The organism is Vannielia litorea (assembly GCF_018424695.1).
GTDB lineage: Bacteria > Pseudomonadota > Alphaproteobacteria > Rhodobacterales > Rhodobacteraceae > Vannielia > Vannielia litorea_A.
In genome coordinates this window covers 16,704-31,040 of sequence record NZ_QTNQ01000023.1, presented here as the reverse complement: position 1 = coordinate 31,040, position 14,337 = coordinate 16,704, and the positions used below count along the sequence as shown (strand labels likewise).

The following is a 14,337-nucleotide window of genomic DNA, read 5'->3' as shown; positions in this document are numbered from 1 at the left end:
GCCGTTGGAGAAGGGCATGTTCGCCAATCTCCAGGCCCCGACGGATCAGCTCACCAGCCTGCCGGGCGGTGCAGGGGCCTTCGAGTATCTCGACGAAAACTACCTCGATACCGTGCACCTGACCCATGCCGGAAAAACCTTTGTCTGGACCGCCTCCAACACCGCGCAAACCTGCGCGCGCCCGCGTGGCAAACGCACGTGCAGGGTAATCGCCGAGAGCGAGACGCGGTTTGGCAAGGTCACACTTACCACCGAGGAGGCGGGCGCCGTCACGCGCTATCGCTACCGGCTGTTGCTGGTGGAAGGGCGGCGGCATGTGCGGCTGTTTCCGCCGCCCGCTGCCTCGCGCCTCATTGCTGCCTGCAACTTGATGAAATCGGTCGATACCTTCCAACGCACCTGGATGCGCAGGTAGCCGGAGACGTCACGAAGGGCGGATGAGCCAGCCCAGAAGCCGCCCATCCACGCCTTCAGCGTCTCTTTGCTTCAGCCCTCGCGGGGCGGTACGTTGAGCCCGGCCTGCACGGCGGGGCGGGCCTTGAAGCGCGCGATGTAGGCGGAAACGCGCTCGAGATCCGGCAGGCCCACGATCTCTTCCGCGCCGTAAAACTCAAGCCCCATCAGCCAGGGCACAATGGCCATGTCGGCGATGGAGTAGTCGTCGGCGATCCACTCCTTGCCCACCAGCTGGCTCTCAAGCACGCCCAGCAGCCGTTTGGCCTCGCCGATGTAGCGCTCCCGCGGAAGCGGATCTTCCATCTTGCTGCCTGCGAACTTGTAGAAGAAGCCGAGCTGCCCCAGCATCGGGCCGAGGCCGCCCATCTGCCACATCAGCCATTGGTTGACCACGTGCTTGCCGGTGCCGCTCTCGCCGTAGAACTTGCCCGTCTTTTCAGCGAGATAGATCAGGATCGCGCCGCTCTCCCAGAGCGCCAGCGGCTTGCCGCCGGGGCCATCGGGGTCGATGATCGCGGGGATCTTGTTGTTGGGGTTCAGGCTGAGAAACTCGGGGCTTTTCACATCGGCGTCCGACACGGTGACGCGATGCGCCTCGTAGGGCAGGCCCATCTCCTCCAGCGCGATGCCGATCTTGCGGCCGTTGGGCGTGGGGAAGGAAAAGAGTTGCAGCTTGGAAGGGTCTTCCACCGGCCAGCGTTTGGTGACGGCGAATTCGGAAAGGTCTGTCATCGAGTGGGTCCCTGATTGTTCAGTTTCTGGCTAGGTAGCGTCAACGATTGCGAAAAAAAGCTTCAAAAATGCAGGATAAGCGTTAAAAGCCGCACAGCCTCGGAGGGGGCCAAGCAAAACAGTGCGGAAAATGAGTAAGAGAGGGACAGTCACATGATGAAAGAATTCAAGGATTTCATTGCCAAGGGCAATGTGATGGACATGGCGGTGGGGATCATCATCGGTGCCGCCTTCACCGCGATCGTCAGCTCGATGGTTGCCGATCTGATCAACCCGATCATCGGCCTCTTCACCGGCGGTCTGGACTTTACCAACAACTACGCCGTGCTGTCGGGTGATGTGGCCGAGGGCACCTCGCTTGAGGCCGCCCGCGAAGCCGGTGCGAACGTCTTTGCCTGGGGGTCCTTCGTGATGGCCGTGATCAACTTCCTGATCATCGCCTTCGTCGTCTTCATGCTGGTGCGCTACGTCAACAAGGTGAAGGCCTTGGCTGAAAAGCCTCAAGACGTGGAGCCCGAGGTGGAAAGCGGCCCCTCCGAGCTCGATGTGCTGCTCGAGATCCGCGACGAGCTGAAGAAGGGCTGAGACCGCTCTGAACCAGCCAAAGGGCGCTCTGCGGGGCGCCCTTTTTCATGTTCGGCTCGTCCGCGCTTGGCAAAAAAGAGGGCGGCACCTTTCGGGCCGCCCTTTCAAGTTTGCCATTGCTGGCAGGGAGAGTTCAGATTTCCGCGACGTCCGCGCGGGTCAGCCCGATATCGTCCAGCTCACGGTCTGTCAGCTTGGAGAGGGCCTTGCGGGTCACGCGGCGATCATTCCAGTCGGCGATGACACCGGCGGGACGGGTGAGGAAATGGGCAAGCTTGCCAGCAAAGGTGCTGCCGGAAGCGCGGGTGGTTGCATCAAAGAAGGCCATCGGTGGCTCCTGTAGGGCGTGTGAAGTGGGGAGGGCGGTTTTCAGGCTGCCGAAATCTGAGGCTTAGCTAGAACCGCTATGCACATTTAACAAGCGCGATGAAAACATGCCCGGCATGCGAAAAATGCATGGGTCGGTGAGCGAGTAACGCACTGTAAACGCGTATGAAATTTACGTGACGCCAAGGGGCGAAAAGCGACGTTTCCGGTGCCGGACCCGTCGCTTTCGGGCCGCGCAGGGTGCGCCGCCCGCCGCATTGGCGCTTGGGATTGTTCACGTTTCGTGCTAGCCCGGTAAAAAGCGCTGCGAATTGCAGGCAATCGAGAGGGCGAGCATGCGTATCATCGGGGTCGATCCGGGCCTGCGCAACCTGGGCTGGGGCGTGATCGAGGCCGAGGGCAGCCGACTCACCCATATCGCCAACGGGATTTGCAGCAGCGACGCCGCTGCGCCGCTGGCCCTGCGGCTGCAATCTCTCTTCCATGCCCTGAGTGCGGTAATCGCAGAACATGCCCCCGAGGCGGCGGCGATCGAGCAAACCTTCGTCAACCGTGACGGACAGGGCACGCTGAAGCTGGGGCAGGCGCGCGGCGTGGCGCTTCTGGCGCTGGCCGAGGCGGGGCTGGCCCCGGGCGAATATGCGCCCAACGCGGTGAAGAAGGCGGTGGTCGGCACAGGCCACGCCGCGAAGGGGCAGATTTCCCATATGGTCGCCCATTACTTCCCGGGGGCGAAGGTCGCGGGAGCCGATGCGGCGGACGCGCTCGCCATCGCCATCTGCCACTCTCACCACTCCGGCCCGGGAGCGGCCAAGCTTGCCGCCGCGCTGAGGGCCGCAGGATGATCGGGCGCATCGCCGGGCGGCTGGATTACCGCGCCACGGATCACGTGCTGATCGACGTGCGCGGGGTGGGCTACCTCGTTTACGTCTCCGAGCGCACGCTGGCCGCGCTGCCTGCCCCCGGCGAGGCGGTGGCGCTCTATACCGATCTGCTGGTGCGGGAGGACAACCTGCAACTCTTCGGCTTTCCGACCCTGCTTGAAAAAGAGTGGCACCGGCTGCTGACCTCCGTTCAGGGCGTGGGGGCCAAGGTGTCGCTCGCGATCCTGGGTACGTTGGGGCCGGAGGGCGTGGGCCGGGCGATCACGCTGGGCGACGCGGCGGCGGTAAGATCAGCGCCCGGCGTCGGGCCAAAGCTGGCGGCGCGCGTGGTGAACGAGTTGAAGGAGAAGGCGGCGGGCGTGATGGCGATGGGGTCGTTCGGGGGCGGCGCGCTCTCGCCGGAACCGCTGGAGGTGGTGGAGGCCGATGCGCTTTCGGCGCTGGTCAACCTTGGCTACGGGCAGTCCGAAGCGGCGCAGGCGGTGGCGCAGGCGGAGGGCGAAGACTCGGGCGCGCTGATCCGCGCGGCTCTGAAGCTGCTGGCACCGAAGGGGTGATTAAGCTCAACGACATACTGCGTACTTGCGGAATAGACCCTTCAGACTGCGCGGTTATTCTACATACGCCGCGCGAACCAAATTTCCGGAGGCTCCTGCCCGGCATCGTTGGCAATCAACGTGCACTCTTCGAAACCTATCAGCGCACGCACAAGGGAAATGCCGCTGCCACGCTTCGGAACCGGAACTTTGCAGTCTCCTTTGTGGGCCTCCTCGATGAACGCTCTGCACTTGCTGGGGTATATCGAGTCGAGACTGAGGGGGCTCCGAGTGCCTTTTGGGATACCGCGAGGGAGCATGTTCGGGTGCTGTCCGACGATTTGGGCTTGGACTACAAATTGCGCGCGGATTACTCGGTCTTCAATTTCTCGCTTACCGATCATATGAGTGATCTCGTCGGTCGGCTGATGATCTCGCCTCGCCGCACTCAAAACTATGTGCGGTTGGCGGAGAACCTCGATCCCGAGATTGTTGAGCTTTCATCCATCTCAATGTTTGACCCGCTTCCGCCGGCATGGCGGAAATGGTGTATGACTGGACCCGAGTTGCGTGTGATCAGCCCTAATCAAGAAGCACGTTTGAGGGAGTGGAGAGGGATATACCTTATCGTCGACGAGACTGACGGTGCTCGTTACGTGGGTTCTGCATATGGAGCAGAAAACCTCCTGAGCCGCTGGAGGTCGCATGTAAGGAGGGATCATGGCGTTACCGCCCAACTCCGACAACGCAACCCGGCGAACTTTCGATTCTCAATATTGGAGCGCGTTTCTCCCGATACACCTATCGAGGAGATCACAGCGCTTGAGCAAACGTGGATGCACAGATTGCACACCAAGCGGTTTGGATTGAACACATGAGCGAGCCAGACCCAACCCTGCGCCCAGAGCCGCGCGAAGAGGATACGGCCTCCGGCGCGCTCCGGCCCGAAACGCTCGATGATTTCACCGGGCAGGCGGAGGCGCGGGCGAACCTGAAGGTCTTCATCGAGAGCGCCAGGCGGCGTGGGCAGGCGATGGACCATACGCTGTTTCATGGCCCCCCCGGCCTTGGCAAGACAACGCTGGCACAGATCATGGCCAAGGAGTTGGGCGTGGGCTTTCGGATGACCTCCGGGCCGGTGCTGGCGCGGGCGGGCGACCTCGCGGCGATCCTCACCAATCTCGAGCCGCGCGATGTGCTTTTCATCGACGAGATCCACCGGATGAACCCGGTGGTGGAAGAGGTGCTCTACCCGGCGATGGAAGACTTTGCGCTCGACCTGGTGATCGGCGAGGGGCCGGCGGCGCGAAGTGTGCGGATCGAGCTGGAGCCTTTCACGCTGGTGGGGGCCACCACCCGGCTGGGGCTGCTGCAAACGCCGCTGCGCGACCGTTTCGGCATTCCGACACGGCTGCAATTCTACACCGTGGAGGAGTTGCACAGCATCACGATGCGGGGCGCGCGTCTGCTGAACATCCCCTGCGACGAGGACGGGGCGCATGAGATCGCGGCCCGCGCGCGCGGTACGCCCCGGATTGCCGGTCGGCTGTTGCGGCGGGTGGTGGATTTCGCCCTGGTCGAGGGCGACGGGCGGATCACCCGCGCGATTGCGGATGGCGCGCTCACCCGGCTGGGCGTCGACAAGCTCGGGCTCGACGGGGCCGACCGGCGCTACCTGTCGCTCATCGCCGAGGCCTATCAGGGCGGGCCGGTGGGGGTGGAAACGCTCTCTGCCGCACTGTCGGAGAGCCGGGACGCCATCGAAGAGGTCATCGAGCCCTACCTGCTGCAACAGGGCCTCATCCAGCGCACACCGCGGGGGCGGGCGCTGGCCTCGCGGGCCTGGGCCCATCTGGGCCTCGCGCCGCCGTCCGGGCCGGGTGACCTTTTCGAGTAGACCCCTGCGCCTTGCCGCGACGGCGCGGCTGTTGCACAACCGCCCCATGAGCCCAGAAGACATCGCCCGCCTCTTCACCCGCGCTGACGGAAGCTATCACTTCGCCCGCTGGCAGCGGCCCATCGTGCCGATTGTCTTCGGCGTCGAGGAAGAGACGTTGGCGGTGGTCAAGGGCGCCTGCGAGGCGGTGGTGGCCATGGCGGGCCACAAGATGGCCGAGATGGACAATGAGCAGGGGGCCAACCTGTTCTTCTTCTTCTTCCGGGAATGGGAAGAGCTGCTCGCAGTGCCGGACCTTGGCGGAATGATCCCGGGGCTGGAAGATCTGGTGGGCCGACTGGAGCGGGCCGACGCCTCTTCCTACCGGGCGTTCCGCTTCGAAGCGGAGGGTGCCATTCGTGCGGCCTTCGTTTTCGTGCGGATGGATGCGGCCAACCGGGCGCAGGCGGCTGAGGCGCTGGCGTTGACACAGATGGTGCAGGTGATCCTCGATTGGGGCGAGGGCGCTTTTGCCGGTGCGTCCCCTCTGGGGCTGGCCGAGGGGCGTGCGGTGCTCCGGCCCGAGATTGCCGGTGTGATCGTGGCCGCCTACGACCCGGTGATGCCACCGGTGGCGCATGACCCGAGCCACGCGTTGCGGCTGGCGGCGCGGGTGCAGCCATGAGCCACCTGTTCGAAACGGAAGTTTTCTATGAAGACACCGACCTGTCGGGCTTCGTGTACCACGCCAATTACCTGAAGTTCATTGAACGCGCCCGCTCCGCCTGGGTGGCTGGGCTGGGGGTGGACCAGAACGCGATGCTTGAGGCGGGACTCGTCTTTGCCGTGCGCCGCGTCGAGGCCGATTTCCTCTCCCCCGCCCGCCTCGGGGATGTGCTGGCGGTCGAAACCGTCGTCGCCACCCGCACGGCGGCCCGGATGGTGTTGGCCCAGCGGGTTATCCGCGATGGCGCGGCGCTCTTCGAGGCACAAGTGACACTGGTGGCCATGGGCACGGGCGGGCGGCCGGTGCGGCTGCCCGAGGCCCTGCGCGGGGCCGCCGACACGGAGAATTCTTGATCAAGAATTCTCTCGAAGCGCAAAAAAATCTTCAGGAAGATTTTTCCGGGGCGAAAGATCTTGGACAAGATCTTTCCTGCGCGGGGCTCAACTGATCGGCGCAGGGCCGTGGCAGCGGACGTGGACATGGGTGCAGCGCGGCGGGTCCCAATCTGTCCGGTCCCAGCAATAGGCCTCGCCGCCGTCGATCAGCCGCAGGATCCACACCACGGGCTCGCCTGCATCGGTCCGTCGCTGCTCGCCGTGCAAAAGCATGGTAATCGAGCCTTCGTCGCTCTCCAGCACGTCATAGACGCCCTGTTGGTCGGTTTCGCCGAGGTAGTTGATCATCGGGCCGCGCCAATCGAACCACGATGTTTCCCGGGCCGCGTCGAATGTCACGCTATGCGGGTTCTCGTCGCAATGCATCTGATCGACGTTCGGGAAAGCCCAGGTGTTGGCGGCAAGATGGGCGAAAATGTCTCGCGGGAGGGATGGCTCCGGCGTTTGGCTCGCGGCAGGCGTGGCAAGGCAGACGAGAAGGGCGAAGGTGCGGCGCATGGGCAGACCCTAGCGGGCATACTGGGTAGCGCAAGGGGCGCTCAGCTCGCCGCGGCGCTTTGGTGGGCGGCGGAATGGGCTTCCGTTGCGGGCTCGGCGATGGCCGAATGTTCTGCTGGCCGGGCGGGCAGGTAAAGGCTGAGACGACTGCCTTTGCCGCGCCGGGCCTCGGCCTGCACATGCCCGCCCGATTGCCGTGCAAAACCCGCCACCATCGCCAGCCCCAACCCGGTGCCGCGGCCCTTGGGTTTGGTCGAGAAGAAGGGGTCGAAGATCTTGTTGATGATCTCTTGCGGGATTCCCTCGCCTGTGTCGGCGACCGAGAGAACCACGAACTCGCCGGCGGGCAACCAGCCGGGGCGGGACGCGTCCGCGTTGAGCCTGCGCGCCTCGAACCGCATGTTCCCGCCATCCGGCATGGCATCGCGGGCATTGATCGCGAGGTTGAGCAGCGCCGCCTGAAGCGTGGTTTCATCGGCGATTACTGGCGGCAGATTGGGCTCGGCCACCACGCTTAGCCCAATGCTCTCCGGCACGACTCTTCGGACCAGACGCTCAACCTGATAGAGCGTGCCGGTTGCATCAAGGCGCCGGGGCTGGAGCATCGCGTTTCGGCTCAGGGTCAGAAGCTGGCGGGTGAGCGCCGCGCCACGCCAGCAGGCCGTCAGCGCTTCACTTGTGAAGGTCTCGCGGGCTTCAGCGTCTTCTGCAGCTTGCAACAATTCAAGGTTGCCCTGCACGACACCCAGCATGTTGTTGAAATCATGGGCAATCCCGCCCGCCAGCGTGCCCACGGCCTCCATCTTTTGCGCCTGGAAGAACTGCCGCTCGGTTTCGAGAAACTTGCGATGGGCCTTGTTTGCCGCCTGCACCGCGATGCAGATGTAAAGGATGACGGAGACCGACAGGACGGCGTAAGTGTAAAACAGCGGCCCGCCGGTGGGGGCTTCAAAGGTCGAGCCGGTGATAACGGGGAATGTTGCACAGAGTGGCACCAGGTAGGCCATCGAGATCTCCCACACCTGCGCCCGCACCAGGAACACATTGAGCACGCCCCCGACCAGCAAGACCAATGCGCCGAACTTGAGCGCATCATTCTCATGCAGCCACAGGTAAACTGGCAAAACAGCATAGGCCGTGGAAATCACCGCGGAAATTGCGATGAGAACAAAAAAGTATCCGCGCGTATTGACGTGCTGCCACCGCCAGAGAACGAGCTTTTCGAGCGAGATAGCCGCGTAATAAACTCCGAGCCAAAGCGGCAGCCATTCGAGCCCCATGAGAAGCGCGCCAACTGCCGTGCCGAGGAACATCAGCAACAAACGGGCAATAAACTCGGCACTACGCACACGTTCGGCGCAGCGCAACACGTCTATGCGTGCGCGATAATCGTCAGTATCCGTCATGCTTCCCGGTGCTGACACGCTCCAGTTTTCCAGCATTTCGGAGCGCGACAGATCACATTATTTCGTGTGTAACCTCGGTAAGGCTAACCGCAGGATAATGGAATTTCAACCAAAAGGAGATATGCGCATTTTAATTTTCTATAATAAGTAAATACGGCACCTTAATTTTAAAACATGAATGTGTAGTACAACTCTCACAACCCTTTGATCCCTCGATGGAGGCGCAATTGGATACCAACAGGTTCGGCGCTCTTGCCACGCTGATCGAAGACAGGGTCAAACCGGCGCTGGGAGATGTTTCTCACGCCGAGGCGGCGGCTCTGTCCGCGCTCTATTTCCGGCCTGGTATCTATGCCAATGCGTTGCCGCCCCTTGTCGGCCTGTGCCAGCCGGGGGTTGCGCGGATGTTGCGCGGGTTGGAGCGGCGCGGCTATGTGCGGCGCCGACCTGCGGTGGGGCGGGTCGTGCCGATCGAGTTGACGGAGGAGGGCCGCGAAGAGGTGACGCGGTTTCACGCGGCGCGCCGGGATGCGCTCAACAGTCTTCTCGCGCCGCTTGCGCCCGAAGAACGCCGCCTGCTGGCCGCACTGGCCGACAAGCTGTTGCAGGCTGCCATACCGTCCCGTGCAGAGGGCCGGCGCACCTGCCGACTGTGCGACTACGAGCGGTGCGGTGAAACGGGCTGCCCGGTCGAGGCGAAGGTGGATAAGGTGGATGGCGGGGTCGACTGGCGGGGAGAGTATCAAAATGGACGGCGCCCGATCTGATCCTGAAACGAAAACGCCGCCCGCGGGTCTTTCCCTTGGGCGGCGTTCTTTGTGTCCGATCCGGCACTGGGCCGGGGCAGGCTCAGAAACCGAGGCCTTCGTACTTCTTCTTGAACTTCGACACGCGGCCGCCGGTGTCCATCAGGCGGGCATTGCCGCCGGTCCAGGCCGGGTGCACGGAGGGGTCGATGTCGAGCGACAGCGTGTCGCCCTCGGCGCCCCAGGTCGATTTCATCTGCACGATGTCGCCGTTGGTCAGCTTCACGTCGATGATGTGGTATTCGGGATGCAGGTCTTTTTTCATGCCTCTGCTCCTTACGCTTCTGCGCCGGACTTGTCCGCGCGCGGCTTGTAGTTGGAATCCTCGGCGATCCGGGCCGATTTGCCGCGGCGGGTGCGGAGGTAGTAGAGCTTGGCGCGGCGAACGCGACCACGACGCACCACGGTGATGCTGTCGATGTTGGTGGCATGCAGCGGGAAGACCCGCTCGACGCCTTCGCCGAAAGAGATCTTGCGCACGGTGAACGAGCCGGCAATGCCCTCGCCGTTCTTGCGGGAAATGCACACGCCTTCGTAGTTCTGAACGCGGGTACGGGTGCCCTCGGTCACCTTGTAGCCGACGCGCACGGTGTCGCCGGCCTTGAAGTCGGGAATGTCCTTCCCGAGGGAGGCGACTTGCTCGGCCTCCAGTTCAGCGATCAGGTCCATCTGATCCACTCCTATCATTGCCCGTGGTATGCCACGGAGGTTTGGCGTGCCTCAGAGCTTCGGGTTGTTACCGGGTCCGCCGTTTTGCGCCCGCCGAAGGGTTCAGCCACTGTTCCTTGGTCAACGTCCGCAGAGCCATGGCCCATACCCGAACGGTCCGGAGGCGATTCCGCCCTCAGACTGGCGCTGTTTAGGGGGATGGGGGCTTTGGATCAAGGGGTTTGTGGGCCTCGGCACCACGGGGCCAATTGAAGGGCAACGCAAACGGCACATCGCGCACCTTCCAGAGGCTGCGCCTGGCAAGGTCTGAGAGGGCTTCGGTGGAGCCGAGTCTCAGTCTCGGACCAAGGCTCAAGCCAATGGTGAAGACGGTGACAGTTGTGTGCGCAGCGTCGGTCCACGGGGATTGCGTTGGGGGCAGCCCAACCCAGGTATCGGCGGCACGAGGCTGGCGGCGGGGGCCGAGGGGAAGAGGTTGCTGATGCTCGCAGTGTGAGGAAAGGCCATAAGTTCGCTCACCCCGGGGCACTGGCCACTAGGTGGCGTGTCGTCAGTCCCGTGCGAAAATGGTCTGCACCGACTGGCATGGCGACGGAACCGGTTACGCGTCGCGGCCCGGCGGGCCGCGTGAGGTTACGGCCCTTGTCGAAGGAAACTCTTCCACCAGCGCAGGCTCAACAACTCCGGCCGGAAGAACAGCAGCAGGATCGCCGCGAGCGGCACCCCGATCATCGGTGTGGTGATGATGAGCATCACCAAGAGAAGTGCCGCGGGGGTGGCCAGCAGGGCCTTGGTGGCGAGGGGCAGGTTTGCGATTTTGTTCTTCACGGGGCTCTTGTGGGGTTGGGGGTTTCGCTCTGGTATGCCCGTGAATCCGGGCAAGAGGGTGGCATAGGCTTGGCGGCGCGCCGCGCGATGGGAAACGGTGTGTTTGGCTGCGGGGGGTTGAACCAGGCCCGTGGCAACCCTGACGCGAGCGTGAAGCGCCGTCGGGACTGTCTCGGCGCTGGTTTGGCGCAAAGCGTTGGGATGCGAACGAAAGGGAAGGCGCGGCGCGCCGCTCGGCCAGCGGAGGTCAGGCCGCCGTATCGGCGCGCGGGATGAACCGCTTGTGCAGCCCGAACGCCTCGGAGAAGGCCCAGGGCGAGCGGGTGGAATGCTCAAGCGTGCCGGTGGGGGCGTTCAGCCCCAGCGGCCACTTCGGGCGGGGCAGCTTGCGATTGCAGGCCTTCTCCACCTCGAACAGCATCGACTCGAACTGGCTCGGCTTGAGCCGCCGGATTTCTTCGGCCGCAGGGCCCGTCAGCGGCAGGGCGTGGTGGCGTTAGAAGCCAACGTTCCAGCGCGTGACGGCCGCGTTCCAGCGCATTACGGCCTTCTCGTAGCCCCACCGCCCGTCCTGCACGAGAACGTCTCGGCACACGGCCCCTGCGATGAACTGCCAGGCCGTGGCCTTGTCGCAGGCGGGCTGTTCGAGGATCCAGAAGGCGGCATCGAGCCGGTCGCCGTAGAACTGGTCGAAATCCGTTGCCACGTCGTTCCACAGATGGATATCGGGCGACATGGATTGGAGGAAGGGCACCCAGCCCTCCGCGATGAGGCCCGGCTTCACCACCGCCGGATCGCCACGCATCACGCGGCGCTGGTGCAGTTCGGCGGCGCCGGGGCCATTGGGCCGCGCGTCCTTGCCATCGGTTGTTGAGACGTCGTCGGCCTGGCGCCGTTTGCTCGCCGCCCGGTCGGCCCGCGCCTCGACCCGTTGCCGGGCCATGTGATCGGGCCAGACAAACTCGCGCAACATCGCGAGGATCAGCATGACCAGAAGGGTTGTTCCAAGGGCGAAAGCGGCGTCCGGAACGGCATAGATCAACCCGCAAAGCAGGACGACCCCGAGGGTCAGGCCCCGGATATCTTGCAGTTTTTCCACCGATTTGCCTCAAAAGCTACAGTTCGCGCCCGGGACACTCGGTTAACATCGGGGCGAATGCGTGGCGTGCGCCGGGCATTCGCGGGGCGGCATGCTCAGCGTTCGCCGTCACGGGCCTTCCACAGGTCGGGCCTGCGGGCGCGCGTGAGCGCCTCGCTCATCTCGCGCCGCCACGCGGCAATCCGCCCGTGATGCCCCGACAGCAGCACCTCGGGGATCGCCCGCCCGCGCCATGTGGCGGGCTTGGTGTATTGCGGATGCTCCAGCAGCCCGTTGGAGTGGCTTTCCTCCTCCGTCGAGGCCTCGTTGCCGAGCACACCGGGCAACAGCCGCACGGTGGCGTCGAGCATCGCCTGCGCCGCGATTTCGCCGCCGGTCAGCACGAAATCCCCAAGGCTCACCTCCTCCACCTCGAACTCTTCCAGCACCCGCTCGTCCACGCCCTCGAAACGCCCGCACAGCAGCGTCAACCCGCGCCCGGCGGCCAGGCGGCGGGCCATGGCCTGGTCAAACGGCCTGCCGCGCGGCGAGGCATAGAGCACCGGCCATTCTGCCCGTTCCGGGGTGCCCCGCGCGGCATCTTCCAGCGCCTCGCCCACCACGTCGGCGCGCAGCACCATGCCCGCGCCGCCGCCTGCGGGCGTGTCATCCACGTTGCGGTGGCGGCCCTTGCCGTAGTCGCGCAGCCCGATCGTCTCCAGCGCCCATTTCCCCTCTTCCAGCGCCCGGCCGGTGAGCGACTGGCCGAGCACGCCGGGGAAGGCCTCTGGGAAGAGGGTGATGATCTTGGCGGTCCAGGCGGTGGAAAGACGCGGGCCCGGGCCCATCAGGTCACGCGGCGTGCGCGAGGCCGAGATCGAGAGCCGACCATGCGACTTGGCGCCGTGAGATTTGCCCGAAGGCTTGGGTGTGTCGCTCATCAGTCCACGATCCTGCCTGTGGTCGGGCGCTCCGTAACGGTGCCCAGCGGGCTCGCGAAGCGCAGCAGGTAGCCCTCGGGGTCGGCCACCACGAATTGGGTTTGCCCGTGCCAGCGGGCACCGTCGCGATACCACGCTTCCTCCAGCGGGCGAAAGAGCGGCACGCTCTGCGCGGTCAGATGCGCGGCGAGGGCGGGGGCGTCGTCAATGGTGATCTGAAGATGCATGCCGCGTCCCAGCGGCGGCTCGGGCGGGGCCAGCGCCCAGCTGTCCGGCCCGAGCTGTTCGAGCATCAGCGCGCTGCCTTCGCGCGTGAGGTGATAGAACCCCTGCGCCGGGCGGGCATACTCCACCGTGAAGCCGAGCGCCTCTGCGTAGAACGCCACCGAAGCCACCGCATCGGTGCAGCCGAACTCTGGGGTAAGGCTAGTCATCCTCGTTGCCCATGTCCTGGACCTGCCGGGTCGCGTCGTCGATCAGCGCGTCCATCTCGCGGCCTAGCTGCGGCGGCACGACAAAGCGGGCCAGCGCGGTGGCTCCAACCTCCAGTGCGAGCCAGGGCCAGAGGGGCAGGAGGCGTTCGACCCCTGTCAGGGCGCGCAGGCCCCAGCCGAAGGCCAGAAGCACCAGTGCCAGCGCAGCGACCACGGCGACGGAGGCCGCCGCAAGCAGGGGTTCGGGCGGAATGCGCTCCATCAGCGCATTGAAGGCCACGAAAATCAGCGCGAACCCGACCAATGCCCCCCAGCCCGCGCCGGTGAGCCCGGCCAACACGGGGGCGGCATAGAGCGCGGCGATGGCAAGCCAGAAAAGCCGGAGGCGCATGGCCTCAGAGCTCCTCGGGCGGGTCGGCGACAAGGCGGCCTGCGGCGAGGTCCACCGTAGGCACCGCTTCACGGGTGAAGGGCAGGAGGAAGCTGTCGCTGCCGCCTGCGCGGCGGATCTCCAGCAGGTCGCCCGCGCCGTGGTCATGCACCGCCAGCACCTCGCCGAGGGCGGCACCGCCGCTGTCGAACACCGCCAGCCCGATGAGGTCGGAATGGTAGAACTCGTCGTCGGGCAGGGCCGGGAGCCGGTCGCGCGGCACGTAGAGCCGTGTGCCCTTCAGCGCGTCGGCTTCTTCCTTGGTGGATATGCCGGAAAGCCGGGCCCCAAGCGCGCCCTTCAGCGGACGGGTGAGAGTGACTGTGAACTGCCGCTTGCCATCCTCGGTGGCGAGCGGCCCGTAGTCGGCAATGTCGGACGGCTCGGCGCAAAAGCTCTTCAGCCGCACCTCGCCCTGCACCCCGAAGGCTCCGCCGATGGCGCCGACGCAGATCATATCATCACTCATCGCCCGTCTCCGATGCAAAGCCGCGCTGCGTAGCTGCCGCCCTCGGCCTCGCAGGCATCGACCGAGAGTTGCCAATGCGCGGCATAGCCGAAGGCGAAGGCGGCGGCGGGGATGAGAAGCTTGCGCAGGAGCCAGAACATGCGCGCGTTGTTAGTGGATTTTCCGGGGGCGGGGCAAGCGGCTCGCGGCGCGGGGCCGCTCATCGGACCCTTCGGGCCCTCTTCGCAGCTGCGATGAAAGGCCGGCAGGCCTTGAAGAGC

At 64.9% G+C, this 14,337-nt stretch carries 23 protein-coding genes; 9 read left to right on the top strand and 14 right to left on the bottom strand.

What is annotated here, in order from left to right:
• Positions 1 to 16 precede the first annotated feature (16 nt).
• Positions 17 to 415, top strand: coding sequence for a hypothetical protein (locus DYI42_RS10285; RefSeq protein WP_213545847.1), 399 nt, complete (start codon positions 17 to 19; stop codon positions 413 to 415).
• 71 nt (positions 416 to 486) lie between these two features.
• On the opposite strand, the gene DYI42_RS10280 is transcribed toward DYI42_RS10285, so the two are convergent.
• Entirely contained in the window at positions 487 to 1,188 is a 702-nt protein-coding gene (locus DYI42_RS10280) for a glutathione S-transferase family protein (RefSeq protein WP_213545846.1), read from the bottom strand.
• A gap of 153 nt (positions 1,189 to 1,341) precedes the next feature.
• On the opposite strand from DYI42_RS10280, the gene mscL reads away from it, so the two are divergent.
• Positions 1,342 to 1,773: a large conductance mechanosensitive channel protein MscL gene (gene mscL, locus DYI42_RS10275; RefSeq protein WP_213545845.1), complete on the top strand. Its 432-nt coding sequence runs from the start codon at positions 1,342 to 1,344 to the stop codon at positions 1,771 to 1,773.
• Positions 1,774 to 1,906: 133 nt separating this feature from the next.
• On the opposite strand, the gene DYI42_RS10270 is transcribed toward mscL, so the two are convergent.
• Positions 1,907 to 2,101: a DUF1127 domain-containing protein gene (locus tag DYI42_RS10270; protein WP_213545844.1), complete on the bottom strand. Its 195-nt coding sequence runs from the start codon at positions 2,099 to 2,101 to the stop codon at positions 1,907 to 1,909.
• Between the two features lie 334 nt (positions 2,102 to 2,435).
• On the opposite strand from DYI42_RS10270, the gene ruvC reads away from it, so the two are divergent.
• From ruvC to DYI42_RS10240, 6 genes are read left to right on the top strand one after another with little or no spacing between them, the layout of a single operon-like run.
• Entirely contained in the window at positions 2,436 to 2,945 is a 510-nt protein-coding gene (ruvC, locus tag DYI42_RS10265; RefSeq protein WP_213545843.1) for a crossover junction endodeoxyribonuclease RuvC, read from the top strand.
• Positions 2,942 to 3,541: a Holliday junction branch migration protein RuvA gene (ruvA, locus tag DYI42_RS10260; RefSeq protein ID WP_213545842.1), complete on the top strand. Its 600-nt coding sequence runs from the start codon at positions 2,942 to 2,944 to the stop codon at positions 3,539 to 3,541. The genes ruvC and ruvA overlap by 4 nt, the downstream gene beginning before the upstream one ends.
• Complete coding sequence (locus DYI42_RS24585) at positions 3,538 to 4,398, top strand: GIY-YIG nuclease family protein (protein WP_213545841.1); 861 nt, start codon at positions 3,538 to 3,540, stop codon at positions 4,396 to 4,398. Before ruvA ends, DYI42_RS24585 begins: the two co-directional genes overlap by 4 nt.
• Complete coding sequence (ruvB, locus tag DYI42_RS10250; protein WP_213545840.1) at positions 4,395 to 5,417, top strand: Holliday junction branch migration DNA helicase RuvB; 1,023 nt, start codon at positions 4,395 to 4,397, stop codon at positions 5,415 to 5,417. Before DYI42_RS24585 ends, ruvB begins: the two co-directional genes overlap by 4 nt.
• 46 nt (positions 5,418 to 5,463) lie before the next feature.
• Positions 5,464 to 6,081: a hypothetical protein gene (locus DYI42_RS10245; protein ID WP_213545839.1), complete on the top strand. Its 618-nt coding sequence runs from the start codon at positions 5,464 to 5,466 to the stop codon at positions 6,079 to 6,081.
• On the top strand, positions 6,078 to 6,476 hold the full coding sequence (locus tag DYI42_RS10240) for a YbgC/FadM family acyl-CoA thioesterase (RefSeq protein WP_213545838.1): 399 nt from the start codon (positions 6,078 to 6,080) through the stop codon (positions 6,474 to 6,476). Before DYI42_RS10245 ends, DYI42_RS10240 begins: the two co-directional genes overlap by 4 nt.
• Before the next feature lie 87 nt (positions 6,477 to 6,563).
• Here DYI42_RS10240 and DYI42_RS10235 read toward each other — a convergent pair whose 3' ends face one another.
• Positions 6,564 to 7,016 (bottom strand): hypothetical protein, encoded by a 453-nt coding sequence (locus DYI42_RS10235; protein ID WP_213545837.1) that lies wholly within the window; start codon positions 7,014 to 7,016, stop codon positions 6,564 to 6,566.
• A 41-nt stretch (positions 7,017 to 7,057) separates the two neighbouring features.
• Entirely contained in the window at positions 7,058 to 8,422 is a 1,365-nt protein-coding gene (locus tag DYI42_RS10230; protein WP_213545836.1) for a sensor histidine kinase, read from the bottom strand.
• Positions 8,423 to 8,649: 227 nt separating this feature from the next.
• Here DYI42_RS10230 and DYI42_RS10225 point away from each other — a divergent pair, with 227 nt between their 5' ends.
• Positions 8,650 to 9,189 carry a MarR family winged helix-turn-helix transcriptional regulator gene (locus tag DYI42_RS10225; protein WP_213545835.1) on the top strand — a complete coding sequence of 180 codons (540 nt, stop codon included), beginning with the start codon at positions 8,650 to 8,652 and terminating at the stop codon, positions 9,187 to 9,189.
• 82 nt (positions 9,190 to 9,271) lie between these two features.
• On the opposite strand, the gene rpmE is transcribed toward DYI42_RS10225, so the two are convergent.
• The 10 genes from rpmE to DYI42_RS10175 form a co-directional block, all read right to left on the bottom strand.
• The gene (gene rpmE / locus DYI42_RS10220) at positions 9,272 to 9,493 is read right to left on the bottom strand and encodes a 50S ribosomal protein L31 (RefSeq protein ID WP_213545834.1); all 222 of its coding nucleotides are present in this window, start codon (positions 9,491 to 9,493) and stop codon (positions 9,272 to 9,274) included.
• 11 nt (positions 9,494 to 9,504) lie between these two features.
• Entirely contained in the window at positions 9,505 to 9,897 is a 393-nt protein-coding gene (rplS, locus tag DYI42_RS10215) for a 50S ribosomal protein L19 (RefSeq protein ID WP_213545833.1), read from the bottom strand.
• Between the two features lie 633 nt (positions 9,898 to 10,530).
• Positions 10,531 to 10,725, bottom strand: a complete 195-nt coding sequence (locus DYI42_RS10210; protein ID WP_213545832.1) for a hypothetical protein — start codon at positions 10,723 to 10,725, stop codon at positions 10,531 to 10,533.
• Between the two features lie 247 nt (positions 10,726 to 10,972).
• Positions 10,973 to 11,146, bottom strand: a complete 174-nt coding sequence (locus tag DYI42_RS10205; RefSeq protein WP_213545831.1) for a hypothetical protein — start codon at positions 11,144 to 11,146, stop codon at positions 10,973 to 10,975.
• 75 nt (positions 11,147 to 11,221) lie between these two features.
• Positions 11,222 to 11,824: a hypothetical protein gene (locus tag DYI42_RS10200; protein ID WP_213545830.1), complete on the bottom strand. Its 603-nt coding sequence runs from the start codon at positions 11,822 to 11,824 to the stop codon at positions 11,222 to 11,224.
• Between the two features lie 95 nt (positions 11,825 to 11,919).
• Positions 11,920 to 12,744: a tRNA (guanosine(37)-N1)-methyltransferase TrmD gene (gene trmD / locus DYI42_RS10195; RefSeq protein ID WP_213545829.1), complete on the bottom strand. Its 825-nt coding sequence runs from the start codon at positions 12,742 to 12,744 to the stop codon at positions 11,920 to 11,922.
• Positions 12,744 to 13,178: a VOC family protein gene (locus DYI42_RS10190; protein ID WP_213545828.1), complete on the bottom strand. Its 435-nt coding sequence runs from the start codon at positions 13,176 to 13,178 to the stop codon at positions 12,744 to 12,746. Before DYI42_RS10190 ends, trmD begins: the two co-directional genes overlap by 1 nt.
• Positions 13,171 to 13,569, bottom strand: a complete 399-nt coding sequence (locus DYI42_RS10185; RefSeq protein WP_213545827.1) for a hypothetical protein — start codon at positions 13,567 to 13,569, stop codon at positions 13,171 to 13,173. Before DYI42_RS10185 ends, DYI42_RS10190 begins: the two co-directional genes overlap by 8 nt.
• Before the next feature lie 4 nt (positions 13,570 to 13,573).
• Positions 13,574 to 14,077: a ribosome maturation factor RimM gene (gene rimM, locus DYI42_RS10180; protein ID WP_213545826.1), complete on the bottom strand. Its 504-nt coding sequence runs from the start codon at positions 14,075 to 14,077 to the stop codon at positions 13,574 to 13,576.
• Complete coding sequence (locus tag DYI42_RS10175) at positions 14,074 to 14,217, bottom strand: hypothetical protein (protein WP_213545825.1); 144 nt, start codon at positions 14,215 to 14,217, stop codon at positions 14,074 to 14,076. The genes rimM and DYI42_RS10175 overlap by 4 nt, the downstream gene beginning before the upstream one ends.
• Positions 14,218 to 14,337: the final 120 nt, after the last annotated feature.